The sequence below is a fragment of the Caulobacter sp. NIBR2454 genome (assembly GCF_027474405.1).
GTDB lineage: Bacteria > Pseudomonadota > Alphaproteobacteria > Caulobacterales > Caulobacteraceae > Caulobacter.
Genome location: NZ_CP114871.1, coordinates 87,588 through 112,735, shown reverse-complemented (window position 1 = coordinate 112,735; position 25,148 = coordinate 87,588). Strand labels below are relative to the sequence as shown.

27 protein-coding genes and 1 riboswitch are annotated in these 25,148 nt (G+C 69.0%); of the genes, 15 read left to right on the top strand and 12 right to left on the bottom strand.

Going from position 1 to position 25,148, the window contains the following annotated elements; genetic code table 11:
- Window positions 1-22 precede the first annotated feature (22 nt).
- Window positions 23-610, top strand: a complete 588-nt coding sequence (locus tag O5K31_RS00570) for a nucleotidyltransferase family protein (protein ID WP_269715190.1) — start codon at window positions 23-25, stop codon at window positions 608-610.
- On the opposite strand, the gene O5K31_RS00565 is transcribed toward O5K31_RS00570, so the two are convergent.
- Together O5K31_RS00565 and O5K31_RS00560 are read right to left on the bottom strand one after the other, a co-directional pair.
- Window positions 607-2,793: a xanthine dehydrogenase family protein molybdopterin-binding subunit gene (locus O5K31_RS00565; RefSeq protein ID WP_269715189.1), complete on the bottom strand. Its 2,187-nt coding sequence runs from the start codon at window positions 2,791-2,793 to the stop codon at window positions 607-609. The two genes, O5K31_RS00570 and O5K31_RS00565, sit on opposite strands and share 4 nt — an antisense overlap.
- An 11-nt stretch (window positions 2,794-2,804) precedes the next feature.
- Window positions 2,805-3,281, bottom strand: coding sequence for a (2Fe-2S)-binding protein (locus O5K31_RS00560; protein ID WP_269715188.1), 477 nt, complete (start codon window positions 3,279-3,281; stop codon window positions 2,805-2,807).
- Window positions 3,282-3,420: 139 nt separating this feature from the next.
- Between O5K31_RS00560 and O5K31_RS00555 the strand changes: the two genes are divergently transcribed.
- Together O5K31_RS00555 and modB are read left to right on the top strand one after the other, a co-directional pair.
- The gene (locus tag O5K31_RS00555; RefSeq protein ID WP_269715187.1) at window positions 3,421-4,314 is read left to right on the top strand and encodes an NAD(P)-dependent oxidoreductase; all 894 of its coding nucleotides are present in this window, start codon (window positions 3,421-3,423) and stop codon (window positions 4,312-4,314) included.
- A gap of 25 nt (window positions 4,315-4,339) precedes the next feature.
- Complete coding sequence (modB, locus tag O5K31_RS00550; protein WP_269715186.1) at window positions 4,340-5,014, top strand: molybdate ABC transporter permease subunit; 675 nt, start codon at window positions 4,340-4,342, stop codon at window positions 5,012-5,014.
- Here the strand turns inward: modB and O5K31_RS00545 are convergent, their stop codons facing one another.
- Both O5K31_RS00545 and O5K31_RS00540 read right to left on the bottom strand, forming a co-directional pair.
- Window positions 5,015-6,670 (bottom strand): MFS transporter, encoded by a 1,656-nt coding sequence (locus tag O5K31_RS00545; RefSeq protein ID WP_269715185.1) that lies wholly within the window; start codon window positions 6,668-6,670, stop codon window positions 5,015-5,017.
- A gap of 300 nt (window positions 6,671-6,970) precedes the next feature.
- On the bottom strand, window positions 6,971-7,372 hold the full coding sequence (locus tag O5K31_RS00540; protein WP_269715184.1) for a YkvA family protein: 402 nt from the start codon (window positions 7,370-7,372) through the stop codon (window positions 6,971-6,973).
- Window positions 7,373-7,425: 53 nt separating this feature from the next.
- Here O5K31_RS00540 and O5K31_RS00535 point away from each other — a divergent pair, with 53 nt between their 5' ends.
- The gene (locus O5K31_RS00535; RefSeq protein WP_269715183.1) at window positions 7,426-8,208 is read left to right on the top strand and encodes an SDR family NAD(P)-dependent oxidoreductase; all 783 of its coding nucleotides are present in this window, start codon (window positions 7,426-7,428) and stop codon (window positions 8,206-8,208) included.
- Window positions 8,209-8,264: 56 nt separating this feature from the next.
- Here the strand turns inward: O5K31_RS00535 and O5K31_RS00530 are convergent, their stop codons facing one another.
- Window positions 8,265-8,837, bottom strand: a complete 573-nt coding sequence (locus O5K31_RS00530) for a CC0125/CC1285 family lipoprotein (protein ID WP_269715182.1) — start codon at window positions 8,835-8,837, stop codon at window positions 8,265-8,267.
- 103 nt (window positions 8,838-8,940) lie between these two features.
- On the bottom strand, window positions 8,941-9,573 hold the full coding sequence (locus O5K31_RS00525; protein WP_269715181.1) for a LysE family translocator: 633 nt from the start codon (window positions 9,571-9,573) through the stop codon (window positions 8,941-8,943).
- A 355-nt stretch (window positions 9,574-9,928) separates the two neighbouring features.
- On the opposite strand from O5K31_RS00525, the gene O5K31_RS00520 reads away from it, so the two are divergent.
- Both O5K31_RS00520 and O5K31_RS00515 read left to right on the top strand, forming a co-directional pair.
- Window positions 9,929-10,267: a helix-turn-helix domain-containing protein gene (locus tag O5K31_RS00520; RefSeq protein WP_269715180.1), complete on the top strand. Its 339-nt coding sequence runs from the start codon at window positions 9,929-9,931 to the stop codon at window positions 10,265-10,267.
- A gap of 13 nt (window positions 10,268-10,280) precedes the next feature.
- Window positions 10,281-11,603, top strand: a complete 1,323-nt coding sequence (locus tag O5K31_RS00515) for a hypothetical protein (RefSeq protein ID WP_269715179.1) — start codon at window positions 10,281-10,283, stop codon at window positions 11,601-11,603.
- 41 nt (window positions 11,604-11,644) lie between these two features.
- Here O5K31_RS00515 and O5K31_RS00510 read toward each other — a convergent pair whose 3' ends face one another.
- The gene (locus O5K31_RS00510) at window positions 11,645-12,055 is read right to left on the bottom strand and encodes an MAPEG family protein (protein ID WP_269715178.1); all 411 of its coding nucleotides are present in this window, start codon (window positions 12,053-12,055) and stop codon (window positions 11,645-11,647) included.
- A gap of 129 nt (window positions 12,056-12,184) precedes the next feature.
- Between O5K31_RS00510 and O5K31_RS00505 the strand changes: the two genes are divergently transcribed.
- The gene (locus tag O5K31_RS00505; protein ID WP_269715177.1) at window positions 12,185-12,388 is read left to right on the top strand and encodes a KTSC domain-containing protein; all 204 of its coding nucleotides are present in this window, start codon (window positions 12,185-12,187) and stop codon (window positions 12,386-12,388) included.
- A gap of 3 nt (window positions 12,389-12,391) precedes the next feature.
- On the opposite strand, the gene O5K31_RS00500 is transcribed toward O5K31_RS00505, so the two are convergent.
- The 3 genes from O5K31_RS00500 to O5K31_RS00490 all read right to left on the bottom strand — a co-directional run bounded on the left by O5K31_RS00500 (window position 12,392) and on the right by O5K31_RS00490 (window position 16,036).
- Window positions 12,392-13,624, bottom strand: a complete 1,233-nt coding sequence (locus tag O5K31_RS00500) for an argininosuccinate synthase (RefSeq protein ID WP_269717120.1) — start codon at window positions 13,622-13,624, stop codon at window positions 12,392-12,394.
- A gap of 64 nt (window positions 13,625-13,688) precedes the next feature.
- Window positions 13,689-14,048: a hypothetical protein gene (locus tag O5K31_RS00495; RefSeq protein ID WP_269715176.1), complete on the bottom strand. Its 360-nt coding sequence runs from the start codon at window positions 14,046-14,048 to the stop codon at window positions 13,689-13,691.
- Window positions 14,048-16,036: a potassium transporter Kup gene (locus O5K31_RS00490; RefSeq protein WP_269715175.1), complete on the bottom strand. Its 1,989-nt coding sequence runs from the start codon at window positions 16,034-16,036 to the stop codon at window positions 14,048-14,050. Before O5K31_RS00490 ends, O5K31_RS00495 begins: the two co-directional genes overlap by 1 nt.
- Before the next feature lie 153 nt (window positions 16,037-16,189).
- Here O5K31_RS00490 and O5K31_RS00485 point away from each other — a divergent pair, with 153 nt between their 5' ends.
- Together O5K31_RS00485 and O5K31_RS00480 are read left to right on the top strand one after the other, a co-directional pair.
- Entirely contained in the window at window positions 16,190-16,630 is a 441-nt protein-coding gene (locus tag O5K31_RS00485; protein ID WP_269715174.1) for an Rrf2 family transcriptional regulator, read from the top strand.
- 52 nt (window positions 16,631-16,682) lie between these two features.
- The gene (locus O5K31_RS00480) at window positions 16,683-17,483 is read left to right on the top strand and encodes an SDR family NAD(P)-dependent oxidoreductase (RefSeq protein ID WP_269715173.1); all 801 of its coding nucleotides are present in this window, start codon (window positions 16,683-16,685) and stop codon (window positions 17,481-17,483) included.
- Here the strand turns inward: O5K31_RS00480 and O5K31_RS00475 are convergent.
- On the bottom strand, window positions 17,480-18,178 hold the full coding sequence (locus O5K31_RS00475; RefSeq protein WP_269715172.1) for a MarC family protein: 699 nt from the start codon (window positions 18,176-18,178) through the stop codon (window positions 17,480-17,482). The genes O5K31_RS00480 and O5K31_RS00475 overlap by 4 nt on opposite strands.
- Window positions 18,179-18,274: 96 nt before the next feature.
- Here O5K31_RS00475 and pyrF point away from each other — a divergent pair, with 96 nt between their 5' ends.
- A complete protein-coding gene (gene pyrF / locus O5K31_RS00470; protein WP_269715171.1) occupies window positions 18,275-18,973 on the top strand; it encodes an orotidine-5'-phosphate decarboxylase in 699 nt (232 codons plus the stop codon).
- Here the strand turns inward: pyrF and O5K31_RS00465 are convergent.
- Window positions 18,970-19,194, bottom strand: coding sequence for a DUF1674 domain-containing protein (locus tag O5K31_RS00465; protein WP_269715170.1), 225 nt, complete (start codon window positions 19,192-19,194; stop codon window positions 18,970-18,972). The two genes, pyrF and O5K31_RS00465, sit on opposite strands and share 4 nt — an antisense overlap.
- 64 nt (window positions 19,195-19,258) lie before the next feature.
- On the opposite strand from O5K31_RS00465, the gene O5K31_RS00460 reads away from it, so the two are divergent.
- The 5 genes from O5K31_RS00460 to purH all read left to right on the top strand — a co-directional run bounded on the left by O5K31_RS00460 (window position 19,259) and on the right by purH (window position 25,144).
- Window positions 19,259-19,639 (top strand): hypothetical protein, encoded by a 381-nt coding sequence (locus tag O5K31_RS00460; protein WP_269715169.1) that lies wholly within the window; start codon window positions 19,259-19,261, stop codon window positions 19,637-19,639.
- Window positions 19,640-19,679: 40 nt separating this feature from the next.
- Window positions 19,680-20,963, top strand: a complete 1,284-nt coding sequence (locus O5K31_RS00455) for an RsmB/NOP family class I SAM-dependent RNA methyltransferase (RefSeq protein WP_269715168.1) — start codon at window positions 19,680-19,682, stop codon at window positions 20,961-20,963.
- 37 nt (window positions 20,964-21,000) lie between these two features.
- Window positions 21,001-21,666, top strand: coding sequence for a ribulose-phosphate 3-epimerase (gene rpe, locus O5K31_RS00450; RefSeq protein ID WP_269715167.1), 666 nt, complete (start codon window positions 21,001-21,003; stop codon window positions 21,664-21,666).
- A gap of 8 nt (window positions 21,667-21,674) precedes the next feature.
- On the top strand, window positions 21,675-23,405 hold the full coding sequence (locus tag O5K31_RS00445) for a heparinase II/III family protein (protein ID WP_269715166.1): 1,731 nt from the start codon (window positions 21,675-21,677) through the stop codon (window positions 23,403-23,405).
- Between the two features lie 41 nt (window positions 23,406-23,446).
- Window positions 23,447-23,528, top strand: a riboswitch (ZMP/ZTP riboswitch).
- Window positions 23,529-23,554: 26 nt separating this feature from the next.
- Window positions 23,555-25,144 (top strand): bifunctional phosphoribosylaminoimidazolecarboxamide formyltransferase/IMP cyclohydrolase, encoded by a 1,590-nt coding sequence (gene purH / locus O5K31_RS00440; RefSeq protein ID WP_269715165.1) that lies wholly within the window; start codon window positions 23,555-23,557, stop codon window positions 25,142-25,144.
- Window positions 25,145-25,148: the final 4 nt, after the last annotated feature.

Here is a 25,148-nt window from a genome sequence, read left to right as displayed (position 1 = left end):
CTTTGGAAACAGGGGCGCGATGATGCGCAGGGGTCTTGAAGCGATTGTTCTGGCGGCCGGGCTGGGCAGCCGGTTCGGCGGCGGCAAGCTGGTTTCGGACTTCGAGGGCCGCCTGCTGATCGAGGGCGCCCTGGGGGCCGCCTTCGCCGCCCCGGCCCAAGGGGTCACCGTGGTGCTTGGCGCGGACGACAGGGTCGAGGACGCCGCCCTGGCCTTCGCCCGGCGCTGGGGCGAATCGCGACGCCTGCGCCTGGTCTATGCCGCCGACCACGCCGAGGGCCTGTCGGCCTCGCTGCGCGCCGGGCTTGGAGCGCTGGGCGACGATTGCCGGGCGGCCTTCATCTTTCTCGGCGACATGCCGCGCATTCCCCACGATGTTCTCGAGCCCCTGGCCGAAGCGCTGGACAAGGGCGCGGTCGCCGCGGCGCCGGTGTGCGATGGCCGGCGTGGCCACCCGGCCCTGCTGTCGCGGGCGCTGTTCGCCCAGCTCCGCGACCTGACCGGCGACCAGGGCGCGCGAGCGGTGCTCGACGCGCTGGGCGATCGGCTCGCCCTGATCCCGACGAAGGACCAGGGCGTGCTGTTCGACGTGGACCTTCCGCCGACCTAGACCGCCCTTACGAACGGTTGACTGAAGGTCGCCTTGCCGGTGGCGGCCAAGATGGCATTGGCCACCGCCGGCCCGATCACCGGCGTGCCCGGCTCGCCGACGCCGGACGGAGCGGCGGTCGAAGGCAGGATGTGCGTCTCGACCGTCGGCGCCTCGTTCATGCGCAGGACGCGATAGGTGTCGAAATTGCTCTCCTGCACCACGCCGTCGATCAGGGTGATCTGGCCGTAAAGCGCCGCCGACAGGCCGTAGCAGGTCCCGCCCTCCATCTGGGCGGCGATCTGGTCGGGCGAGATCGCGGTCCCGCAATCAACCACCGTGGTGACCCGTCCGACCTTGGGCGGTTGACCGTCTTCCAGCTTCACCTCGGCCACCTGGCCGACCACCGAGCCGAAGCTTTCATGGACGGCCAGGCCCCGCACCCAGCCCTCGGGCGCGGGCGTCCTCCAGCCGGAACGCTCCACCAGCAGGTCGAGCACCGCAAGATGGCGGCCTGAGCCGGCCTTCTGGTAAAGGGTCCGGCGATAGTCGGCGGGGTCCTTGCCGGCCTTGCGGGCCAACTGGTCGATGGTGTGCTCCATGGCGTAGGCGGTGTGGGTCGCGCCCACCGAACGCCACCACAGCACCGGCACGCCGACCTCCGGCAGAGCGACCTGGGCGTCCACGGCGGGCGTGGCCTTCAGATAGGGCGAGCCCATGGCGCCTTCCACGGCGGGCGCTTCCGGGCCCTTGCCGCCGCCCATGGGCGAGCCCTTCATGATCGATTGGGTGACGATGCGATGGCGCCAGGCGGCGGGATAGCCATCCTTGTCCAGGCGCACGGCGACGGCGTGGTGGGTCAGCGGGCGGAAATAGCCCGCCCGCTGGTCGTCCTCGCGCGTCCAAACCAGCTTGACCGGCCGGCCGTTGGTTTTCTTGGCTATGCGGACGCACTCGGCCACGTAGTCAGACTGGAAATTGCAGCGCCGGCCAAAGGAGCCGCCAGCGTAAAGCGTCTCGATCTCCACCGAACCCGGCAGGCAGCCCACGATCTTGGCGGCGTTGAGCTGATCCAGGGTCGGGAACTGGGAGCCGAAGGTCAGCTTGACCTTGCGGCCCTTGACCTGAGCCACGCAATTCATGGGCTCCATGGTCGCGTGGGCGAGATAAGGGAAGTCATAGGCCGCGGTCAGCACGTCCGGCCCCGACAGATCGCCCACCGCCCCCTTGCTGTCGAACCCCTGCCATTCGATCTCGTCACCCTTGCCGGCGGCGATGTCGCGGAAGGTCTGGGCCAGGGCGTCGGAGCCGCGCTTCTCGGCCTTGCCCTCGTCCCAGGTGACGCTCAGCGCCGCGCGGCCCTGCAGGGCGGCCCAGGTGCTGTCGGCCACCACCGCCACGCCGGACTTGACCGAGAATACGTCGATCACCCCGGGCACGGCCTTGGCCTTGGCGGCGTCGAAGTTCTGGGGGATGGCGCCGAAGCGCGGCGGATGGGCCACCACCGCCGTCAGCATCTCCGGCAGGCGGACATCCTGGGTGAAGCGCGCCTGGCCGGTGCTCTTGAGCACGGCGTCCTTGCGGCGAACCCGGTCTGAGCCGATCAGGGTGAAGGCCTTGGGGTCTTTCAGGACCGGGGTCTCGGGCGGAGCGATCTTGGCGGCGTCGGCGACCAGTTCACCGAACGCCGCCGAGCGGCCGGAGCCCGCGTGGCTGACGACGCTGTCCTTGATCGAGATTTCGGCGGCCGGGACCGACCATTTGGCCGCCGCCGCCTGGACGAACATGGCCCGGGCGCTGGCGCCGACCTTGCGAAGCTGTTCCCAGCTGTTGGAGATGGCCGAGGAACCCCCGGTGCCCTGCGCCCCCATGCCCGTGTTCATATAGACCTTGGTGTTGGCCGCGGCCTGCTCGACCCGCACCTTCGACCAGTCGGCGTCCAGTTCTTCGGACACGATGGCGGCCAGACCCGCGTGGTTGCCCTGGCCAAATTCGATGTGCTTGGAGATCACCGTGACCACGCCGTCGGGCGCGATTTTCAGGAACGGCCCGAAGGCCCCGAAGTCATTATTGGTCCCGACCGACAGGATGTCGGCGGGGGAGCAGCCCCCCACCGTCAGGGCGCCGCCCACCAGGGCCGCGCCGATCACCACCTCGCGGCGGGTGGAGCCCTTGAGCGCCTTGGCGTCGATAATCTTGTTCATGGCGCGCTCCCTCAGGCCTTGGCCGGCGGCGTCGGGGCGCTAGCGGCTCCGGCGGCGTCCTTGATGGCGGTGCGGATGCGCTGATAGGCGCCGCAGCGACAGATGTTGCCGCTCATCACCGCGTCGATGTCGTCGTCGGTGGGCTGGGGCGCCTGGGCCAGCAGGGCCGCGGCGCTCATGATCTGGCCCGACTGGCAGTAGCCGCACTGGGGCACGTCATGCTTGACCCAGGCCTGCTGCAGCGGGTGCGTCCCGCCCAGGCCTTCGATGGTGGTGATCTGGCCGCCCGCCACCAGTTCGATCGGCGTCTGGCAGGATCGCATGGGCTGGCCGTCCACGTGCACGGTGCAGGCCCCGCACTGGGCCACGCCGCAGCCGAATTTCGTGCCGGTCAGGCCCAGTTCATCGCGCAAGACCCATAGCAGCGGCGTCTGGGGATCGGCTTTGACGCTGATGGCGCGTCCGTTCACCTGCAGGGTCATGGCCATGGGACGTCCTCCGGTTGGCATCACCACATGTTGACTCGGTTAAGTTTGCAGGCGCGAGTGGAAAATTCACGATGTGCGGCTAAGCGTCGCCATGCGGTGAGGGGCCGCAATGGTTTCAGCGTGTGTGTAAGAGGCCCGAGTGGAAGCTTTTCCCGCCTATTTTCCCTTGAAAGGCGCCAAGATCGTCATCGCCGGCACAGGCGAGGCGGCCGAGGCGAAAGCCCGGCTTTTCGCCGGATCGCCCGCCCAGGTCGTGCGCATCGAAGCGCCCGAGGCCTTCACCCGTACGCCCTATCTTGAAGCGACCCTGGTGTTCATCGCCGGCGACAACCTGTTCGCCGAGACCGCCCACGAGGCCGCCAAGGCCGCGGGCGCCATGATCAACGTGGTCGACAAGCCCAAGCTGTCGGACTTTCAGACCCCCGCCGTCATCGATCGGGGCGAGGTCGTCGCCGCGGTCGGCACGGCCGGCGCCGCGCCCCTGCTGTCGTCTCTGCTGCGCAGCGACATCGAGGCCAGGGTGCCCGAAGGCGCGGGGCGGGTCGCGGCCCTGCTGCACAAGCACCAGATCGCCGTTCGCAAGGCCTTGCCCGATCAGGCCAAGCGCCGGTTCTTCATGCGCGAGGTCCTGAACGGCCCCATCGCCCAGATCGCCATGGATGGCGACATGGACGAGGCGGGACGCCAGTTGCTGGACGCCCTGGCCCAGGGCGGCAAGGTCAAGGGCCGCGTGCGCTACATCGCCGGGCGGGGTCCTGCCGACCTTCTGACCCTGCGCGCCGCCCGCACCTTGGCGGCGGCCGACATCCTGATCGCCGACGAGGACGCCGATCCGCAGATCCTCAGCCTGAGCCGCCGCGACGCCGAGCGGATCGATCCGGCCGAGATCGACGTCAAGGGCCTGATCGCCCACGCCGACCAGGGCCTTCAGGTGGCGCGGGTCATCACCGGGCCGGTGGACCCGGACGACCTGCGCGCCCTGATCAAGGCCAAGGTCGAGGTCGAGGTCCTGCTCGCCGCGCCTAGCGCCTAGGAAGGCGGCCTGATAGTCCGGGCGCATGGAGCCCGGCGATCTGGCGATCCTTTTCCTGTCCCTGAAGGTGGCGGCCGTGGCGGCCGTGGCCGGCCTGCCGCCGGCCATATTGGCGGCCTGGGCGCTGGCGCGGGGGCGATTTCCCGGCCGCAACCTGCTGGACGCCGCCCTGCACCTGCCCCTGGTGATCCCGCCGGTGGCGACAGGGTTCGTGCTGCTGGTGCTGTTTGGGCGGCGCGGCCTGCTGGGGCCGGCGCTGGAGAAGGTCGGGATCGTCTTCGCCTTTGACTGGACGGGCGCCGCCCTGGCCGCCGGCATCATGGCCTTTCCCCTGATGGTGCGGCCCATCCGCCTGTCGATCGAGGCTATCGACGCCGAGGTGGAGGAGGCGGCCCGCACCCTGGGCGCCGGCCGCGTCGCCCGCTTCGTGCGCATTCTGCTGCCGCTTTCAGCCCCGGGGATAGGAGCGGGGCTGGTGCTTGGCTTCGCCCGGGCGCTGGGCGAGTTCGGCGCGACCATCACCTTCGTGGCGGCGATCCCCGGCGAGACCCTGACCCTGCCGGCGGCGATCTATGCCGCGGTTCAGACCCCGGGCGGGGAGACGCGGGCGGCGATCCTGTGCGCCGCCTCGGCGGTTCTGGCGGTGGCGGCGGTGCTGGCGGCGGACCAGGTGGGCCGCGCCGCCAGCCGGTTCCGCTAGCTAGTCGAGCGGCTTGCCGTTGGTCTCCGGCAAGAAGAACAGGGTGGTCACCGCGCTGAGCGCCGTGAAGAACACCCCGTACCAGAGCCCCGCATAGATATCGCCCGTGGCCGCCACGATGGCGAAGGCGGTGAAGGGCAGGAAGCCGCCGATCCAGCCGGTGCCGATGTGATAGGGCAGCGACAGGGCCGTGTAGCGCACGCGCGTCGGGAACAGCTCCACCAGCGCCGCCGCCATGGGGCCATAGAGCGCCGTGGCCGCCACGGTGAACAGCATCAGGACGGCGAAGACCGCCACCAGATTGATACGCGCCGGATCGGCGACGGCGGGATAGCCGGCGGCGGTCAGGGCGGCCTTGATGTCGCTCTCGACCGTGGCCTTGGCGGCTTTCAGTTCGGCGGCGGACAGGCCGGCGCCCTCGACCGAGGGGATCACCGCCTGGCCGATGCGAACCGAAGCGACGGTCCCGGCCGGGGCGGCCTCGTTGCTGTAGGACACGCCGCCATTGGCCAGGGCGCCCTTGGCGATGTCGCAGGAGGTGACGAAGGCGGCCTTGCCCACCGGGTCGAACTGCAGGGAGCAGGCGGCCGGGTCGGCGATGACGGTGACAGGGGTGCGTTGCTGCGCCTCCGCCAGGGCCGGGTTGGCGTACTGGGTGATCAGATGGAAGCCGGGGAAATAGAGGGCGGTGGCCAGGACCATGCCGCCCAGCATCACCCACTTGCGCCCGACGTGATCGGACAGCCAGCCGAAGAAGACGTAGAGCGGAGCGCTGGCCAGGGTCACCACCATGATCATGGCGTTGACCGTGGTCGGGGCGACCTTGAGGAATTTCTCGAGGAAGATCTGGCTGTAGAAGAAGGCCGTGTACCAGACGCCGCCCTGGGCGGTCATCATGGCGAAGAAGGCCAGCAGGACCAGCTTGAGGTTCTTCCACTCGCCGAAGGCTTCCTTGAACGGAGCCTTGGATTCCCCGCCCGAGGCCTTGAGCGCCTGGAAGCTGGGGCTTTCAGTCAGCTTCAGCCGCATGAAGATCGAGATGGCCAAAAGGCCCGACGAGACCAGGAACGGGATGCGCCAGCCCCAGGCCGTGAAGGCTTCCTCGCCCAGCAGGGTGCGGGTGACCAGGATGACCCCCAGAGCTCCCAGCAGGCCGAAGGCCGCCGAGGTCTGGATCCAGGCCGTGGCCCAGCCGCGCTTGTTGGCGGGCGCGTGCTCGGCCACGTAGATCGCCGCGCCGCCATATTCACCGCCCAGGGCCGTGCCCTGGATGATGCGCAGCAGGACCAGCAGGATCGGCGCGATGATCCCGACCTGGCCGTAGGTGGGCAGCAGGCCGATGGCGAAGGTGGCCACCCCCATCATCGAGACGGTGATCAGGAAGGCGCCCTTGCGCCCAGCCCGGTCGCCGATGCGCCCGAAGATCAGCGCCCCCAGCGGGCGGAAGGCGAAGCCGGCGCCGAACAGGGCGAGGGCGGCGATGAAGGCCGCCGTGTCGTTCAGGCCCGCGAAGAAGGTCTTGGAGATGACCTGGGTCAGGGCTCCGAAGATGAAGAAGTCGTACCACTCGAAGGCGGTGCCGGCGGACGAGGCCGCCACCACCGTGCGCATGGATGCGCCTTCCTTGACCGAGGCGCTGTCCGTCGCCGTGCTCATGCATTTCCCCCGCTATTTTGACGAAGGTCTAGCATCACGCCGTTCGGCGGCAAGGGGCGACTGTCTCCAGCATAACGACTGGCCGCCGATGGGTGGGGACAGGCGACGGTCTGGCGGGGCGGAGGAAGGGACTTTGGGCCGCGAAGGAAGCCAAGCCGGCCCATGGCGCGCGGGTTTTTCGATCCTTCATACAAACAGTATACGCCGCGCGTGGCGCGGGAGGACAAGATCGCGGCGCGAGGGGATCGATGTCTCCCTCAGGGGTTCCAGAGTCGCGAGAGTATCGGTCTCCAGAGTCCCCTATCCCTGGCCCTTCTTCTCCAGCCATTCGCGGGCGGCCTGCTTGTGGCTGGCCTTCAGGTGGCGGCCCACCAGGGCGATCATGGCGGCCATGACCGCCGCGTCGTCGGTGAAGCCGACCCCCGCCAGGATGTCCGGGATGGCGTCGGTGGGCAGGACGAAATAGGCCAGGCCCGCGAACATCAGGGCCTTGGCCTTGCGCGGCGTGGCCGGATCGCGGGCGGCCCAGAACACCGCCAGGGCGTCGGCGGCGAAGGGAATCTTGCCGGCGGTGCGGGCGATCTTGGGCCAGAAGCCCCGGGCCACGCGCTGCTCGTTGACCCGCACCACGGCGGGAACCAGGGCTTTCGACGAATCCAACGCCTGGTTGACGTCGGGTGACGGCTTGGCTTGCGCGCTCATCTTTGTATGGGTTCCTCCAAAGTCATTAAACGCACTTGCAGGGAAGACGTCCAATGAAGCTCGACAACACAATCGCCGCCGTGGTCACCGGCGCCGCATCCGGCCTTGGCGAGGCCACCGCCCGCGCCCTGGCGGCCAAGGGTGTGAAGGTCGCCATCTTCGACATGAACGAAGCCGCCGGCGAGGCCGTGGCCAAGGATATCGGGGGCGTGTTCTGCAAGGTCAACGTGACCTCGGACGCCGACGTGGACGCCGGGTTCGAAAAGGCCCGCGCCGCTCATGGCCAGGAGCGCATCCTGGTCAATTGCGCCGGCACCGGCAACGCCATCAAGACCGCCAGCCGCGACAAGGGCACGGGCGAGACCAAGCACTTCCCCCTCGATGCGTTCGACCGGATCATCCAGATCAATCTGGTGGGCACGTTCCGCTGCATCGCCAAGTCGGCCAAGGGCATGCTGGACCTGGAGCCGATGGAGGACGGCGAGCGCGGCGCCATCGTCAACACCGCCAGCGTGGCGGGCGAGGACGGCCAAGTGGGCCAGGCGGCCTATTCGGCGTCCAAGGGCGGTGTGATCGGCATGACCCTGCCTATCGCGCGGGACCTGATGAACGACGGCATCCGGGTCAACACCATCCTGCCGGGCATCTTCAACACCCCGCTGATGAATGGCGCGCCTGAGAACGTCAAAGCCGCCCTGGCCGCCTCGGTGCCGTTCCCCAAGCGCCTGGGCCACCCCGCCGAATACGCCCAGCTGGCCGTGACCATGATCGAGTGCGGCTATTTCAACGGCGAGGACGTGCGCCTGGACGGCGGCATCCGCATGGCGCCGCGCTGATACGAAAACGGCGGGACCGGAAGGGCCCGCCGTTCTTATTCAGTTCGTGGCCGACCTTAGCTCATCGGCGGGCGCTGGATCGACGGACCAAGGTTGGCGATCACCTCGCGGGCGTCGAAGGCGTTGCGGTCGGCGGGCTTGGGGCCCTTGCGCAGGACGATCTCGGCGCTGGCTTCGAACTTGTTGACCGTGCGCACGTCCATGCGGTCAGCCCAGAAGGGGTCGCCCCAATAGGGGTCCCAGCTGCGCCAGCCCATGCGGGGGCCGAAATAGCTCCAGGACGGGGCCCAGTAGCTGTAGGACCAGCGATTGTAGAAGGGATCGCGGTCGATATAGGTGCGGCTGGTCTTGTCGGTCTTGCGGTCGGCCAGCTCGAACCAGTCATAGCCTTCGGCGACGGTCAGTTCGGCCGCCCGGTAGAGCAGGTAGCGTTCGACCGTATCGCGCGAGGTCAGGCTGTTGCCGGCGAAATTGACGCGGAAGCGGTCGGCTTCGATGCGCATTTCCGAAAAGCCGCCGGATGCGGTCTGGCCCGGAACATTGGGCTGATAGGGCGTGGCGGTGGCGCAGGCCGAAACGGTGGCGGCGACCGCCAGAAGGCCGGCGATGGCGAGGGATCTGGCTTTCATGTTCGCGTCCTCCAAAGGCGCGGTCTTTTTCTATCTCTCACAACACATGCGCAGCGGCGCCGGTTGCGCAAGCCCACCCGAACTCTTCTCCCAGCAGATACGTCTATCCGCGCAGGAAGATGAGAATGGCGGCCGCAATCAGCAGAACGCCGACGAAAACGGCGAAAATCCGGCGGAACCTCGGCTCGGTCATCCGTGCGGCCAGGGCGGCGCCCCCGAGGCCGTAGGACGTCATGCTGATCATGTCCATGGACACCGCCGCCGCGGCGAACATGGCCATCTGCGGAGCCACGGGACGGTTCACGTCCACGAAGGGCGGCAGGACGGCGGTGAAGAACAGCAGGACCTTGGGGTTGGCGATCTGGACCATGAAGCCGTCACGGAACGCCGAGCGGCCGGTCTTGATGTGCGCCTGTTCCTGCGGCTCGCCGCGATCCTTCCAGGCCTTGAGCAGCGATTTGACCCCCAGCCAGGCCACATAGGCCGCCCCCAGCCAGGTGAGCAGGTGAAAGACCTGCGGAAAGGCGGCGACCAGGGCCCCAAGACCCAGGGCCGCGGCAGCGAACCAGACCAGGGAGGCGCTGTTCATGCCCACGGCGCCGATGACAGCGGCGGCCTTGCCCTTTTCCGCCCCGTTGGCGATGGCGAACAGGTTGGCGGGACCAGGGGTGGCGGCCATCACCGCCATCACCGACAGGAAGGCGCCGTAGCGGGCGGGATCGACGGGAAGGACCATGTCCGCTCCTTCCGCCGCGCAAGCGTGACCGTCAAGGGCCGGATAGGGGTAAGTCCGGGCGTTTTCCGGGGCGGCGTCCGTCCCGAGGGAGGGACGGACGCCGGAGCCGCGATTCGCAGAATGGGGTGGAGGAACCGCGACCCCAGGAATGGACGTCGCTGCCGGGCAGTACGCTAAGCGCCTCGGCGGTGCGTCGTCGAAATCACCATATAGTTCTTACTGGATAAGTAAATCCTAAAGTGCGGCTTTTTCGCCGGCTGGTCCGCCCCTTGTGGGTTACGTAATAACTGGATACCTTTGAAGCGGGGCTTTGCGAGTGTCGCGTGTTTACGCCCCATGCAAGACCGGGTGTGAAATGCCGAGACAGGCCGTTGATCCAGCACGTGCAGCGGAGACCAAGAGTCTGCGTCAGGAGGCCGGCCGCTGGCTGAAGACCGCGCGGGAAGCCGCCGGCCTGACGCAAGCGGGGCTCGCGGAACGTGTGAACCTGCGCTACTACACCTTCATCTCGCAGGTGGAGAGCGGGCTGGGACGCGTGCCGATCGAAATGCAGGCCGCCTGGGCGGACGCCCTGGGCCTGGATCCGAAGGGTTTCGCTCGCACCCTGCTGCGGTATTATGAACCCGAGCTGCACCGCCTGCTGTTCACGGATGAGCCCCGCACAAAGGACGTGCGGGAAAAGGCGGCGGGCTGAGGGGCACTAGCGGTTGGCGACAATCCTCAAATTCATGGGCCGCGGACTGGCTGACGGCGACTGGACCGTCGGCGAGCGCGCGCAGCTGCGAGAAATCGCCGCCGCCCTGACCGGGGATCGGACGGGCTCCAACCTGATGTTCGGGCTGGCCGACGACGGCGATCCCTGGTGCGTGGCCACCGACGACCGCGAAGAGGTCGTCCTGCACATCGCCCGCATCGGCGGCCGCGTGATCATCCACCGCATGTTCGACGGCATGGTGCGCGAGGCGTCGGACGTCTTCACCGCCGCGGCCTTCATCCAGCAGCGCCCGCCGGCGCGCGTGGGCGGGGTGCAGCCCATCCTGGCCGACGTGCTGCCCAACGACGCGCCCTTCACCCTGATCGCCGGCGCGCAGCATCTGCATGACGATGCACAGGCGCCCCTGCGCGCCGAAATGGCGCCCCGCTACGATCCGATCGGCGCGGACGCGCTGGATCGCGCCGCGGCCTTCAACGCGTCCGACGAGCTGACCTCGCCCGCGGCCGAAGCGCCGCTGCATGTCTTCGCCGAACCGGCGGCGCCGCATGCGCCCCTGCGCGTGGTCACCGCCGAGATCATCCAGTTCCAGCCGGCCGCCGCGGCCGCGGCCATCGCAGCCGCCGCCGCGCCGCTGCCGGCCTTCGCCGCGCCAGAGCCGGCCATGCTTCAGCCGACGCCCGTCGCGGCGGCCCCGGTGGATGGTGAGCCCGCGGGCGGCGGCGGCGATCCCCCGACCATCGCCCCGCCCGGCGCAGAGCCTGGCGTCGAGAACACCGGCAACAAGGGCGGCGGCGCGGACAGCGGCGTGATCGATCCTGCCGGCTTCACCCGCTTCGACGGCGACAACGGCGCCGACGAGTTCGCCATGGGCTCGCGCGTGGTGGCCAACGGCGGCCAGGGCGCCGACATCTTCATCATCAACTGGCGTCCCGCCGCGGCCTCGGTCAGCGCGGGAGTCATCCTCGACTACAACGAGGGCCAGGGCGATCGCCTGCAGTTCGCCAACGACGCCAATCCGCCCCGGATCGTCAGCGTGACGGACCAGGTGGATTTGAGCGCCTTCGTCACGCCGGACGGCTCCAGCTTCGTCGGCGCCTCGATCAACGGTCGGCGAATCGGCTTTGACATGGACGGCGACGGTCGCGAGGACGTTCACATCGTGATCGGCGGCGACAGCAACGTGACCAACCTGACCGTCACCGGCATGGCCGCCAACCTGCGCGGGGTCGAAATCGACACCATGACCACGATCAGCACCGGCGAACTGATCGTCGGACTGGCCGCGGCGGTCTGGGTTTCGGACGACTTCTTCTAGCGCCGCCTGGCCAGCGAGGCCGGCCAGGCCACGCCCAGTCCCTAGACGCCGCCGGTGACCATCATGGCCCGGATCGCGCCGATGATCGCGCCGATCAGCAGCACCAGCATGGCCACGCCCTGCAGGCCAAAGCCCAGCGAGCGGCTTTTCGGGTCCTTCACATAGGCCAGCATGTAGACCACGCGGCCGATCAGGAAGAGCACCCCCAGGCCCGCGGCGAACAGGTCGTTCCAGTAGATGGCGAACAGCCACAGGGACGGCAGGAAGACCACCAGCCCCTCGATCATGTTCATCTGGACGCGGAAGTGGCGCTCGAACTCGGGGTGCCCGGTGACAGCCGGGGCCTCGACCCCGAAGCGCATGCGCGCCTTGCCCACCCGCGCGATCTTCCAGACCAGCAGGACGAGCGATAGCAGGGTGATCAGGGCGATCAGGTTGTGCGGTTGTTGCATGTTTTGGTTCAGCCTCCCTTTTGCGGGGATGCTGTCACGCTTCGCCCCAAGGGCGAAAGGCCTGGCGGTTGGAACCGCAGGGCGGGCTCATGACGTTCTAGAGGCGCAAGGCCCCAATGGAGATCCGCCATGCCCGTGGACTCGACCGCCATTTCCGCCATCGATTACGAAACCGAGCACGGAAAGCTCTTCGTGCGATTCATCGACGGCGACGAGTATGTCTATGTCGGCGTGCCGCAAAGGGTGCGGGACGCTTTCGTCCGCGCACCCTCCAAGGGCCGGTTCTTCCAGCGGATGATCCGGGATCGTTATCCCTACAACCGCTGCGCCTAAACCTTACTGGCTACGCTGGTCGCGCTTGGCGAGGACGCGCAGGCGCAGGGCGTTCAGCTTGATGAAGCCGCCGGCGTCGCGGTGGTCATAGGCGACCTTGCCTTCTTCGAAGGTCACCAGATCCTGGTCGTACAGGCTGTAGGGGCTGGTGCGGCCGATGACGGTCACGTTGCCCTTGTACAGCTTCACGCGGACCTGACCGGTGACATTCTTCTGGGACAGGTCGATGGCGGCCTGCAGCATCTCGCGCTCGGGCGAGAACCAGAAGCCGTTGTAGATGAGCGATGCGTACTTGGGCATCAGCTCGTCCTTCAGGTGCATGGCGCCGCGGTCCAGGGTGATGGATTCCATGCCCCGGTGGGCGGCCAGCAGGATCGTGCCGCCGGGGGTCTCATAGACGCCGCGCGACTTCATGCCCACGAAGCGGTTCTCCACCAGATCGAGGCGACCGACGCCGTTGTCGTGACCCAGCTCGTTCAGCTTGGTCAGCAGGGCGGCGGGCGACAGCTTGACGCCGTCGATGGCGACCGGGTCGCCCTTTTCGAAGTCGATGGTGAAGACGTGCGGCTTGTCGGGGGCGTCCTCGGGCGCGATCGTGCGCATGTGGACGAATTCCGGGGCCTCGACGGCCGGGTCCTCGAGGACCTTACCTTCGGACGAGGAGTGCAACAGGTTGGCGTCGACGCTGAAGGGCGCCTCGCCGCGCTTGTCCTTGGCGATCGGGATCTGGTGCTTCTCGGCGAACTCCAGCAGGGCTTCGCGGCTCTTGAAGTCCCACTCGCGCCAGGGAGCGATCACGTGGATGTCGGGCTCCAGGCCGTAATAGCCGAGCTCGAAACGGACCTGGTCGTTGCCCTTGCCGGTGGCGCCGTGACAGACGGCGTCCGCGCCGACCTTGCGGGCGATCTCGATCTGCTTTTGGGCGATCAGCGGGCGGGCGATGGAGGTGCCGAGTAGATAGACGCCTTCATAGACGGCGTTGGCGCGGAACATCGGGAAGACGAAGTCGCGCACGAACTCCTCGCGCACGTCCTCGATGAAGATGTTTTCCGGCTTGATGCCCAGCAGCTCGGCCTTCTTGCGGGCCGGCTCCAGCTCTTCGCCCTGGCCCAGATCGGCGGTGAAGGTCACGACCTCCGCGCCGTATTCGGTCTGCAGCCACTTCAGGATGATCGAGGTGTCCAGGCCGCCCGAATAGGCGAGGACCACTTTCTTGATCGGCTTGTCGGCGGCCATGGGCGCGGCGTCCTTGCAAAGGTTGTGGAAGTCGCGCGCGTTCAAGGGCGCCCGGCCCCCTAGGTCAACCCCTAAGCTGACCTTCGTCGTCGAGGATGGTCATCACCTTGCGCAGCCACCACAGATTGACCAGCGCCAGAAGGGGGGCGAACACCGCCTTGAAGCCGATCATGAGCATGGCGCTCTCGCCGCTTCCCAGGCGTCCGGCGAGCACCATGGCCAGCCACACAAGCGTCGCCACCACGGGCTGAAAGGCCAGGGCGAACAGCTTCGGCGCGCGCCAGGTGGGCCGGCCGTCGAACCCGAACTGCATGGGCACCTGGGTGTCGGGCAGGATGCGGCCGTAAGCCTGGCGGGCGGAGCCGGCCATGATCGACAGGGCCGCGATCCACAGGCCGTCGATGATCAGGTTGAGCGTGTCCATCAGACGGTCACCTGCGCGCCCAGCTCGACCACCCGGCCGGGCGGAATCTTGAAGAAGTCGGTGGGGTTGGCGGCGTTGCGCATCAGGAAGATGAACAGCCGATCCTGCCACAGGGGCATGCCCGACTGGGCCGACGGCACCAGCGAGCGGCGGCCCAGGAAGAAGCTGGTGGCCATGATGTCGAACTTCAGCCCCTGCTTGCGGCAAAGCCCCAGGGCCTTGGGCACGTTGGGGCTTTCCATGAAGCCGTAGGTGATGACCACCTTCTTGAAGTCGTCGTTGATCTTCTCGATCCGCACCCGGTCCTCCTCGCGCACGCGGGGGGTCTCGGCGGTGGCCACGGTGAGGATGACGTTCTTCTCGTGCAGCACCTTGTTGTGCTTGAGATTGTGCATCAGGGCGACGGGGGTCATGTCCGGGTCGCCGGTCAGGAAGATCGCCGTGCCGGGCGCGCGGTGCGGCGCGCGGGCCGACAGGATGCCCATCAGATCCACCAGGGGCACGGAGTCGCGGCGGGTCTTGTCGGTGAGGATCTGGGCGCCGCGGACCCAGGTGCTCATCACCAGGAACAGGCCGCCGGCGATCAGCAGGGGCAGCCAGCCGCCGGTGAACAGGCGCAGGGCGTTGGCCGTCAGGAAGGCGAAGTCCAGCATCAGCAGCGGGCCGATGAAGGCGAGGCTGAGCGGCAGCGGCCACTTCCACAGACGGCGGGTGACCACGAAGGCCATCAGGGTGGTGACGACCATGGTGCCGGTGACCGCCAGACCATAGGCATGGGCCAGGGCCGACGAGGTCTTGAAGCTGACCAGCACGGCCAGGACGCCGATCAGGATCAGCCAGTTGATCTGCGGCACGAAGATCTGGCCCGACTGGTGCTCCGATGTGCGGCGCACGTCCATGCGCGGCAGCAGCCCCAGCTGGATCGCCTGCTGGGTCAGGGAGAAGGCGCCGGTGATCACCGCCTGGGAGGCGACGATGGTGGCCAGGACCGACAGGATCACCACCGGAAGGCGGATGGCGTCGGGCGCCATCTCGAAGAACCAGTTGGCGTTGGGAAACACGCCCCCGGCCTCGGCGACGCGGTCCAGGGTGGAGAGGGCGAAGGCGCCCTGGCCCAGATAGTTCACCACCAGACAGGGCAGGACGAAGAACAGCCACGAGGCCTGGATCGGCCAGCGGCCGAAATGGCCCATGTCGGCGGTCAGGGCCTCGGCCCCGGTCACCGTCAGGAACACCGCGCCCAGGACCAGGAAGCCGACCAGGCCGTGGTCGGCCAGGAACATCACCGCATAGTGGGGGCTGACCGCGATCAGCACGTCGGGGTGTTCGATGAAACGGTAAGCGCCCAGGCCGAACATGGTCACGAACCACACGGCGCAGACCGGACCGAAGAAGCGGCCGACCTTGGCCGTGCCATGGCTCTGGACCATGAACAGGCCCACCAGGATGATCACGCTGATCAGCATGACCAGCTGGGTGCTGATCTTGCCCTCAAGGGCCGGGATGGTGCCCAGACCCTCGACCGCCGACAGGACCGAGATGGCCGGGGTGATCACCGCGTCGCCATAGAACAGCGCCGCGCCGATGACCCCGAGCACGAAGACGGTGGTGGTCCGCTTGCCTATGGCGCGCTGGGCCAGGGCCATCAGGGACAGAACCCCGCCCTCGCCCTTGTTGTCGGCGCGCATGACGAAGAAGACGTACTTGATCGTCACGACCAGAATCAGGGCCCACAGGGCCAGGGACACGACGCCGAGAATCTCGGCGCGGGTCACCCCGTCGGCGGCGGCGGTGTGCAGCGCCTCGCGGAAGGCGTAGAGCGGGCTGGTGCCGATGTCGCCGAACACGACGCCGACCGAGCCGAGCGCCAGGGCGAAAAACCCTTGCCCCTTCAGGCCGTGGCCGTCGTGACCCTGCCCATTTTGGGATGCGGCGTCCGACGCCGAAGCGGCGGAACCGTTGGAACCGCCAGAGGCCTGATCAGCCATTCAATCCCTCCGGGGCCAAGGCCGCACAGGCGGCGCCCCAATGATCGAGCGGCGCGCGATACACCCTTTCCGGGCGCCGTACAATGACGGGAGCGTCGCATTTGCGTAGTTTGCCATTGAACGCGCGCCGTACAGCCTTACGTTCCACCTAAGATGTCTGACAGCCAAAAATTCCCTGTCGCCGCTCATGCGCTGGCCTATCTGGCCCACAAACAGGCGTTTTCGCCTGACAAGGCGGTGGCGAGCGCCATGCTGGCGGCCTCCATGCCGACCAATCCGGTCGTCGTGCGGCGGGTCACCGCCATGCTCGGCCGCGCCGGACTGGTGGGCGCACGCGCCGGCGCCAGCGGCGGGGCCTGGCTGTTGAAGCCGGCTGATGAAATCCGCCTGGACGAGGTGCTGCGCGCCGTCGGCGGCTGCACCCACCTGGGCACCCCGCCGCCGGGGGCCAAGGGCTGCCCGATCGGCGAAAAGATTCCCGACGCCGTGCGCGGCGTTCTGGCCGCCGCCGACGAGGCCGCCCGCGACCGACTGGCCCAGATCACCGTCGCCGACCTGCTGGCCGAGGCCGAAGCGCCCCGCGCTGTTGCCTAGCTCGCCGGAGCGCGCCACTCTCGCCCCGTCCTAGACGAGGTTTGCTTTTCCCATGGCTCGACGCCTTGCGCTGATCACCGGCGCCTCCGCCGGCATCGGCGCCGCCTTCGCCCGCATCTACGCCGCCCACGGCTATGACGTCGCCCTGACCGCCCGCCGCGCCGACCGGCTGGAGCAGCTGGCTGGCGAAATCTCCCTGCGCTTCGGGGTCGAGGCCCTGACCGTACCCGGTGATCTGGCCGCCCCCGGCGGGGTCGAGGCCGTGCTGGCCGGGGTCGAGGAACAGGGTCGCGTCATCGACGCCCTGATCAACAACGCCGGCTACGGCCTGCCGGGCAGCTACGCCCAGACCACCTGGACCGATCAGGCGGCTTTTCTGCAACTGATGGTCACGGCGGTGTGCGAGACCACCCATCGCGTCCTGCCGGGCATGATCGAGCGGCGGTTCGGACGCATCGTCAATGTCGCGTCGGTCGCCGGGCTGGTTCCGGGCGCGGCGGGCCACACCCTCTATGCGGCGTCCAAAAGCTTCCTGGTGAAGTTCTCCCAGAGCCTGCATCTGGAGAACCTGTCGACCGGGGTGCATGTCAGCGCCCTGTGTCCCGGTTTCACCTATTCGGAATTCCACGACGTCAACGGCACGCGCGAGCAGACCCAAGGCTCGACCCCGCCCTGGATGTGGCTGGGCGCCGACGAGGTGGCGGCCACGGGTTACGAGGCCGCCGAGGCCAACCGCCCGGTCTGCGTCACGGGCACGCCCAACAAGGCGATCACGGCCCTGGCCAAGATCCTGCCCGACGACTGGGCTCTGGCCCTGATGGCCAGCCAGCAGAGCCGTTTCCGCAAGGCCTAGCGGCCGTCGGCATACGGACTGGCCGCCTCGTAGCGGATGATGCCGCGGGTGGCGTCAGCGGCGCCGATGATGATGAACTGCACCGCCATGGCGCAGAGGATCAGGCCCAGCACCCGCACCACGATGGTCAGGCCGATGCGGCCCAAAAGGCGCGTGATCAGGGGCGTGGCCCAGAAGGCCATGACCACCGTGAACGACACCCCGGCGATGGCCACGAGCCCCGCCAAGGCGCCGGCGAGGCCCGAGGCCCTGGCCTCCGACGCATAGATCACCACCGTCGAGATCGCGCCGGGGCCGATGAGCAATGGCATGCCGAAGGGCACGATCAGGCGCTCGAACCGCTTGCGGGCATAGGCGCGGGCGGTGGGGACCTGTTCGCTGGCGTCGGCCACGTCGGCGAAGCTGGCGGTGAAGTCGTCGCGGGCCATCTCCAGGCCCAGCAGGAACAGGATGACGCCCCCCGCGATGCGGAAGGCCGGCAGGGAGATGCCGAAGAACTGCAGCAGCGACAGGCCCGAAAAGAAGAAGAAGGTCAGGAAACCCAGGACGAACAGGCCGATATAGACCGCCACCATCCGACGGCCCCAGACGCTGGCGCCCACCGTGGCGGCGGCGAACAGCGGCACATTGCCGATGGGGTCGATCAGGGCGAACAGGGCCACGAAGAAATTGACGGCGAGGTCGCTTTGGATCATCTGGCGTCTTCAGCCTCAACTTGTCCCCGCGCCCGTCGCGAGTCGCCAGCACTCTAGGCGATACCCCCTCGCGCGCGCCATGCCCGGAGCGTGACCATGACCGCCGATCCCCGTCTGATCGTCCCCCTCGACCTGCCGTCCACCGACGAGGCGCGGGCCATGGTGGAGCGGCTTGGGGACGCGGTGTCGTTCTACAAGGTGGGGCTGGAACTGCTGGCCAGCGACGGCATGACCCTGGCGGGCGAACTCAAGGCCCAGCGCAAGCAGGTTTTCCTGGACTGGAAGCTGCACGACATCGGCGAGACCGTGCGCCGATCCACGGCGGTGCTGGCCGGCGCCGGCTGCGACCTGCTCACCGTCCATGCGACGCCGCAGGTGATGAAGGCGGCGGTGGCGGGTCGGGGCCAGTCCGGCCTGAAAATCCTGGCCGTCACGGTGCTGACCAGCCTATCGGAGGCGGACCTGGTGGAGATGGGCTATCGCGAGAGCGCCCGCGACCTGGTGGCCAAGCGTATCCGCCAGGCGGTGGAGGCCGGGGTCGACGGCGTGGTGGCCAGCCCGTTGGAGGCCGCCCTGGCCCGCGAGATCGCCGGACCCGATTTCCTGGTGGTGACGCCCGGCGTGCGGCCGGCCTGGTCGGCCAAGAACGATCAGGCGCGGGCCGCGACCCCGGCCGACGCCCTGGCCAATGGGGCGAGCCATCTGGTCTGCGGCCGGCCGATCACGGCGGCCAATGATCCGCGTGAGGCGGCCTTAAAGGTCGTCGCCGAGATGGCGGGCCTGCAGCTAGCCTAGAAATCCACCGCGATTCCCTTGCGCTCCCAGTCGCCGAAGCGGGTGGGTTCTGGACCGGCGGGACCGCCTTCCTCTGCGGCGCGGGCCTGGCTTTCCTCGGCCGCCCGGCGCGCGGCGGCCTCTTCCAGGGCGCGGCGAGCGGCGGGGGTCAGGGTCTTGCCCGGGGCGGCGCCGATGTCGTTCTCGTCCATAGCTTCGTCCAAAAGTGAATTAGTTCGCATGTGAAGCGGTTGCGGCGTTCGCCCAACGCTGGCATGAGGGCGTCGCTCTAGGGGGAGTTTTACCATGTCTCGACTTTCGATGGCCTTTTTCACCGCCGGCGCCCTTTGCGGCCTGATCGGCATGGCCTGGGGCGTCTATATGGGCGCCACGCACGACCACACCACCTTTCCGGCCCACGCCCACCTGAACCTGCTGGGTTGGGTGAGCCTGTTCCTGATGGGGGGGTTCTACGCCCTGCTGGGCGACCGCGCGCCGGTCAAGCTGGGCTGGGTCAACTTCAGCCTCTCCACCGTCGGCGCCATCGCCATGGCGCCCGCCCTGGCCCTGTTGCTGAAGGGGAACGCGGGGATGGAGCCCATCGTCGGGATCACCTCGCTGATCGCCTTCGCCGGCATGATCGCCTTCGTCATCGCAGTGCTGAGCGCCTGGCGCAGAGCGGCCTAAAGTCCTTGCCTCGGGCCGCGCCTTGAGGCACGGCCCGCGGGTGACCTCTGAATCCTCTCATGAACTGGCCCCCCGCGCCGCCGCCTGCGACCTGATCGAGGCGGCCCTGGCGCGACGCGCGGGCCTCGACGAAGCCCAGACCACGGGCGCCTTCACCCGGCTGGAAGGGCGCGACCGCGCCTTCGCCCGCGCCCTGGCCCTGGCCACCCTGCGCCACCTGGGCATGGTGGACCGCATCCTGGCCCCCAAGCTGCAGCGCGAGCCGCCGGCGCGAATCCGCACCCTGCTGCGGCTGGGCGCGACCCAGGCCTTCTTCCTGGACGTGCCGGAATTCGCGGCGGTGACCACGACCGTCGATCTTGCGGACGCCCGCAAGGAGACCAAGGCCTTCAAGGGCCTGGTCAACGCCGTGCTGCGCGGCCTGCTGCGCGACGGCAAGCCGGCGCTGGACCCCGCCGCCCTGGCGCCCGACTGGCTCTATGCCCGCTGGCGCTCGGCCTTTGGCGATGAAGACGCCGCGGCCATCGCCCTGACCATCGCCGCCGAGCCGGCCACCGACCTGACGCCCCGCGATCCCGACGACGTGGCGGCCCTGGCCGAGGCCCTGCCGGCCGAAATCCTGCCCGGCGGCACCCTGCGCACCGCCCTGCGCGGCGATGTGGCGACTTGGCCGGCCTTCGAGGACGGCCGCTGGTGGGTGCAGGACGCCGCCGCCGCCATCCCGACCCGCCTGCTGCACGTCAAAGCCGGCGAGACCGCCCTGGACCTGTGCGCCGCGCCGGGCGGCAAGACCATGCAGATGGCCGCCGCCGGAGCCAAGGTGGTGGCCGTGGATCGCTCCGCCCCGCGCCTGAAGCGGGTGACAGAGAACCTGGCCCGCATCGGCTCGGGCGCCGAGATCGTCGCCGCCGACGCTGGGGCCTGGCAGGACGAACGCACCTTCGACGCCGTGCTGCTGGACGCGCCGTGTACGGCCACCGGCACCTTCCGCCGCCACCCCGACGTGCTGTGGGCGGCGCGGCCCACCGACATCGCCAGCCTGGCGGCGGTGCAGTCGCGCCTGCTGGACGCCGCCGCCGACAAGACAAAGCCCGGCGGACGGCTGGTCTATTGCGTCTGCTCGCTTGAGCCTGAGGAAGGCGAGGCGCAGGTCCGCGCCTTCCTGGCCCGGCGCACCGATTTCAAGCTCGTTCCGGTCGAGCCCGGCGAGGGCGGCGCGCCAGCCGCGAGCGTCACGGCCGAGGGCATGCTGCGCATCCTGCCGCACCATATACCGGGCGGGGCGGACGGCTTCTTCGCCGCCCGATTGGTCAAGGCCCCTTAAGCTTGTAGCAAAAGGCGACGAGCGCTAAGCCTCACCCATGTCCGGTCAGACCCCGCTCATCGCCCCGTCGATTCTCGCCTCCGACTTCGCCAAGCTCGGCGAGGAGGTGCGTGCGATCACCGCCGCTGGCGCCGACTGGGTCCATATCGACGTGATGGACGGCCATTTCGTGCCCAACATCACCATCGGCCCCGATGTGGTGAAGGCCCTGCGCCCGCATAGCGCCCTGCCCTTCGACGTCCATCTGATGATCGCCCCGGCCGATCCATACATCGAGGCCTTCGTGGCGGCGGGCGCGGACTATGTCAGCGTCCACCCCGAGGCCGGCCCACACCTGAACCGCACCCTGCAGCTGATCCGCCAGCTCGGCGCCAAGGCGGGGGTGGTGTTCAACCCCTCGACCCCGGTCGAGACCATCGAGTGGATGATGGAGGACATCGACCTTTTGCTGGTGATGTCGGTCAATCCGGGCTTTGGGGGCCAAAGCTTCATCACCTCGCAGCTGAAAAAGGTCGAGCGCCTGCGGGCCATGATCGACGCCAGCGGTCGCGATATCCAGCTGGAGGTCGACGGCGGGGTGAACCCGATCACGGCCCGCGACTGCGTCAACGCCGGGGCCACCGCCCTGGTCGCCGGCAGCGCGGTGTTCAAGGGCGGCCCCGACGCCTACGCCGCCAATATCCGCGCCCTGAAGGGCGGCTGATCGCCGGGATGGACGAACGGGCGCCCCTTGCACGCGTGGTTCCCGACTTCGCCGCCCGCTTGGGCGGCGGACCCTTCGCCGCCTTCTCCAACGGCCTGCGCCGGCAGGTGGAGCTGGAATGGTTCGGCTCGCCGCCGCACCTGCTGACCCTGTCGGGCCGCAAGCCCGAGGGCCTGTCGGCCCACCCCCGCGACCCCCGCCCCATCAGCCCCGAGCGCGGCCGCCAGATCCTGGGCGGGGCGTTCCTCCTGGGCGGTTCGGCCCTGCACCTGGGGCCGGCGGGCGATCCCTGGAACAAGCCCAGCCCCACGCGGCGCTTCGCCGTGGTGCTGCATCGCTTCGCCTGGCTGCCGGATCTGCTGGCCACCGGCGAGGCGGGCGCGCGGCAGGGGCTGCGGCTCTATCTGGATTGGCGGCGGATCTTCGGCCGCTGGAACAGCTTCGCCTGGAGCGCCGAGGTGCTGGACCGCCGGGTGCTGAACCTGGCCTGCGCGGCGCGGGCGTTGAACGCCGTCGCCTCGGACGCCGAGGGCGCGCAACTGGCGCAGGACCTGGCCCGCCAGGCGCGCCACCTGCTGCAGATCACCCATGACAAGGGCCGCGCCGCCGAACGCCTGGCCGCCGCCGCCACGGCCGGCTGCGTCCTGGCCGGACCCACGGGCGAGCAGATCTTCGAGAGGGCCCTCGGCCGGCTCGAACGCCTGCTGCCGCAGATCGTCCTGGCCGACGGCGGCCACGCCACCCGCTCGCCCCAGGCGGGGCTGGAGCTGTTGTTCGACCTGCTGACTCTGGACGACGCCTTGGTGCAGCGTGGCCGCGCCGCGCCGGAAGCCCTTTCGCGGGCCATCGACCGCCTGACCGGGGCCGCGCGCTTCTTCACCCTGGCGGACGGGGCCCTGGCCTGCTTCCAGGGCGGCGAGGCGGTGGACAAGGCCCGTATTGCGGCGGCGCTTGCCCACGACGACGGCGAGACCCGGCCGCCCGAACAGGCCCTGAACGCCGGCTATCAGAAGCTGACCGGCAAGACCCTGCAGTTGATGGTCGACGCTGGCGCCCCGGCGCGGGGCGAGTTGGGCCTGTCGGCCTGCGGCCAGCCCCTGGCCATCGAGATCGTCTGCGGTAAGGACCGGCTGATCACCAATGCGGGCTGGAGCCCGGACGCCGCCGCCCCCCACGCCTTTCGCCTGACCGACGCGGCCTCGACCATCGCGGTGGGCGACGTTTCGGCCGGCGCGCCCCTGCGCGGCTTCATCGCCACCCTGCTGGGCCCGCGCCTGGCCGGCGGCGCGCGGCGGGTGGACGTGCGGCGGCACGAGACCGAGGCCGGCTTGTGGCTGGATCTGGCCCATGACGGCTGGGTCAGCCGCTTTGGCCTGACCCATGAGCGGCGGCTCTATGTGGACACCAACGGCGACGAGCTGCGCGGCGAGGATCGCCTGAGCCCGGTGCGTGCGCCCAAGGGCGACGGCCCGCGCCGCTACGCCCCCTTCTCCGTCCGTTTCCACCTGCACCCCGACGCCCGGGCCAGCGTGGCGCGCGACCACAAGAGCGTGCTGATCAAGGGCCCGTCCAATATCGGCTGGTGGCTGAGGAACGACGCGGTGGACGTGGCGGTGGAGCCGTCGGTCCACTTCGAGAACGGCGTCGCCCGCCGCTCCACCCAGATCGTCCTGCGCAGCCAGGCCCGCCTGGACAAGGGCGCCCGCATCCGCTGGAAGCTGACGCGGGCGGAGACTTGAAGGCGCGGCGTTGACTCCCCCGCCCCCTGGCCTATTTTCCGCCCGCCTCGCGTGACTGGCGTTGAAGGTGGGTAACCACCGGGAAGCGCGAAGCTTGATATGCCGCGCGCCTGGGCTCCTATTCGTTCAACCGAACCCCGGAGTCCGCCGTGCCCGCCGCCCCTGACTATCCTTCCGCTCCCGATCTCGTCGCGCCCAAGCGCGCCCTGCTGTCGGTCTCCGACAAGACCGGCCTGGTCGAGGCGGCCAAGGTCCTGCACGAGGCGGGGGTGGAGCTGGTCTCCACCGGCGGCACCAAGGCGGCGATCGCGGCGGCCGGCCTGCCGGTGAAGGATGTCTCGGACCTGACGGGCTTTCCCGAGATGATGGACGGCCGGGTCAAGACCCTGCATCCCATCGTTCACGGCGGCCTGCTGGGCGTGCGCGACGCGGCCGATCACGCCAAGGCCATGGCCGACCACGGCATCGGCGCCATCGATATCCTGTACGTGAACCTCTATCCGTTCGAGGCCACCGTCGCGAAGGGCGGCTCCTACGCCGAATGCGTCGAGAACATCGACATCGGCGGCCCGGCCATGATCCGTTCGGCGGCCAAGAACCACGGCTATGTGGCCGTCTGCACCGAACCGTCCGACCTGGCCGAGGTGCTGGAGGCCCTGAAGGCTGGCGGGACCACCCTGGCCCTGCGCCAGACCCTGGCGGCCCGCGCCTATGCCCGCACGGCGGCCTATGACGCGGCGATCAGCGGCTGGTTCGCCGGCCAGCTGGGCCAGGACTTCCCCGCCCGCAAGTCCATCGCCGGCAATCTGGCCCAGACCATGCGCTATGGCGAAAACCCGCACCAGAAGGCGGCCTTCTACACCTATCCCAGCCCGCGCATCGGCGTGGCCACGGCCACCCAGCTGCAGGGCAAGGAACTGAGCTACAACAACATCAACGACACCGACGCGGCCTTCGAGCTGATCGCCGAGTTCGATCCGGCCGAGGCGCCGGCGGTGGCGATCATCAAGCACGCCAATCCTTGCGGCGTGGCCACGGGGTCGAGCCTGCGCGAGGCCTATGAGCGGGCCCTGGCCTGCGACCCGACCTCGGCCTTCGGGGGCATCGTGGCGGTCAACCGCCGCCTGGACCGCGCCGCGGCCGAGGCCATGGTGGACATCTTCACCGAGGTGGTGATCGCGCCGGAAGCCGACGAGGACGCGGTGGCTGTGTTCGCGGCCAAGAAGAACCTGCGCCTGCTGGTCACCGGCGGCCTGCCCGATCCGCTGGCTCCCGGCGAAACATTCAAGTCGGTCTCCGGCGGTTTCCTGGTGCAGTCGCGCGACGACGCCCGCATCAAGGCGTCGGACCTGAAGATCGTCACCAAGCGCCAGCCCACCGAGACGGAAGTGCGCGACATGCTGTTCGCCTTCACCGTCGGCAAGCACGTGAAATCCAACGCCATTGTGTACGCCCGCAACGGCCAGACCCTGGGCGTCGGCGCCGGCCAGATGAACCGCAAGGACTCAGCCCGTATCGCGGCCCTGCGCGCAGCCGATTTTGGCCTGGACCTGACGGGCTGCGCCTGCGCCTCGGAAGCCTTCTTCCCCTTCGCCGACGGCCTGATCCAGGCGGCCGAAGCCGGCGCCACGGCGATCATCCAGCCGGGCGGCTCCATGCGCGACGCCGAGGTGATCGAGGCCGCCGACAAGGCGGGCCTGACCATGGCCTTCACCGGCGTGCGGGTGTTCCGTCATTAAGGGC

Excerpts from the sequence above, each read along its gene's own strand:
- O5K31_RS00570 (WP_269715190.1), top strand. The coding sequence starts at position 23 with ATGCGCAGGGGTCTTGAAGCGATTGTTCTGGCGGCCGGGCTGGGCAGC.
- O5K31_RS00565 (WP_269715189.1), bottom strand. The coding sequence starts at position 2,793 with ATGAACAAGATTATCGACGCCAAGGCGCTCAAGGGCTCCACCCGCCGC.
- O5K31_RS00560 (WP_269715188.1), bottom strand. The coding sequence starts at position 3,281 with ATGGCCATGACCCTGCAGGTGAACGGACGCGCCATCAGCGTCAAAGCC.
- modB (WP_269715186.1), top strand. The coding sequence starts at position 4,340 with ATGGAGCCCGGCGATCTGGCGATCCTTTTCCTGTCCCTGAAGGTGGCG.
- O5K31_RS00545 (WP_269715185.1), bottom strand. The coding sequence starts at position 6,670 with ATGAGCACGGCGACGGACAGCGCCTCGGTCAAGGAAGGCGCATCCATG.
- O5K31_RS00540 (WP_269715184.1), bottom strand. The coding sequence starts at position 7,372 with ATGAGCGCGCAAGCCAAGCCGTCACCCGACGTCAACCAGGCGTTGGAT.
- O5K31_RS00535 (WP_269715183.1), top strand. The coding sequence starts at position 7,426 with ATGAAGCTCGACAACACAATCGCCGCCGTGGTCACCGGCGCCGCATCC.
- O5K31_RS00530 (WP_269715182.1), bottom strand. The coding sequence starts at position 8,837 with ATGAAAGCCAGATCCCTCGCCATCGCCGGCCTTCTGGCGGTCGCCGCC.
- O5K31_RS00525 (WP_269715181.1), bottom strand. The coding sequence starts at position 9,573 with ATGGTCCTTCCCGTCGATCCCGCCCGCTACGGCGCCTTCCTGTCGGTG.
- O5K31_RS00520 (WP_269715180.1), top strand. The coding sequence starts at position 9,929 with ATGCCGAGACAGGCCGTTGATCCAGCACGTGCAGCGGAGACCAAGAGT.
- O5K31_RS00510 (WP_269715178.1), bottom strand. The coding sequence starts at position 12,055 with ATGCAACAACCGCACAACCTGATCGCCCTGATCACCCTGCTATCGCTC.
- O5K31_RS00505 (WP_269715177.1), top strand. The coding sequence starts at position 12,185 with ATGCCCGTGGACTCGACCGCCATTTCCGCCATCGATTACGAAACCGAG.
- O5K31_RS00500 (WP_269717120.1), bottom strand. The coding sequence starts at position 13,624 with ATGGCCGCCGACAAGCCGATCAAGAAAGTGGTCCTCGCCTATTCGGGC.
- O5K31_RS00495 (WP_269715176.1), bottom strand. The coding sequence starts at position 14,048 with ATGGACACGCTCAACCTGATCATCGACGGCCTGTGGATCGCGGCCCTG.
- O5K31_RS00490 (WP_269715175.1), bottom strand. The coding sequence starts at position 16,036 with ATGGCTGATCAGGCCTCTGGCGGTTCCAACGGTTCCGCCGCTTCGGCG.
- O5K31_RS00485 (WP_269715174.1), top strand. The coding sequence starts at position 16,190 with ATGTCTGACAGCCAAAAATTCCCTGTCGCCGCTCATGCGCTGGCCTAT.
- O5K31_RS00480 (WP_269715173.1), top strand. The coding sequence starts at position 16,683 with ATGGCTCGACGCCTTGCGCTGATCACCGGCGCCTCCGCCGGCATCGGC.
- O5K31_RS00475 (WP_269715172.1), bottom strand. The coding sequence starts at position 18,178 with ATGATCCAAAGCGACCTCGCCGTCAATTTCTTCGTGGCCCTGTTCGCC.
- pyrF (WP_269715171.1), top strand. The coding sequence starts at position 18,275 with ATGACCGCCGATCCCCGTCTGATCGTCCCCCTCGACCTGCCGTCCACC.
- O5K31_RS00465 (WP_269715170.1), bottom strand. The coding sequence starts at position 19,194 with ATGCGAACTAATTCACTTTTGGACGAAGCTATGGACGAGAACGACATC.
- O5K31_RS00460 (WP_269715169.1), top strand. The coding sequence starts at position 19,259 with ATGTCTCGACTTTCGATGGCCTTTTTCACCGCCGGCGCCCTTTGCGGC.
- rpe (WP_269715167.1), top strand. The coding sequence starts at position 21,001 with ATGTCCGGTCAGACCCCGCTCATCGCCCCGTCGATTCTCGCCTCCGAC.
- O5K31_RS00445 (WP_269715166.1), top strand. The coding sequence starts at position 21,675 with ATGGACGAACGGGCGCCCCTTGCACGCGTGGTTCCCGACTTCGCCGCC.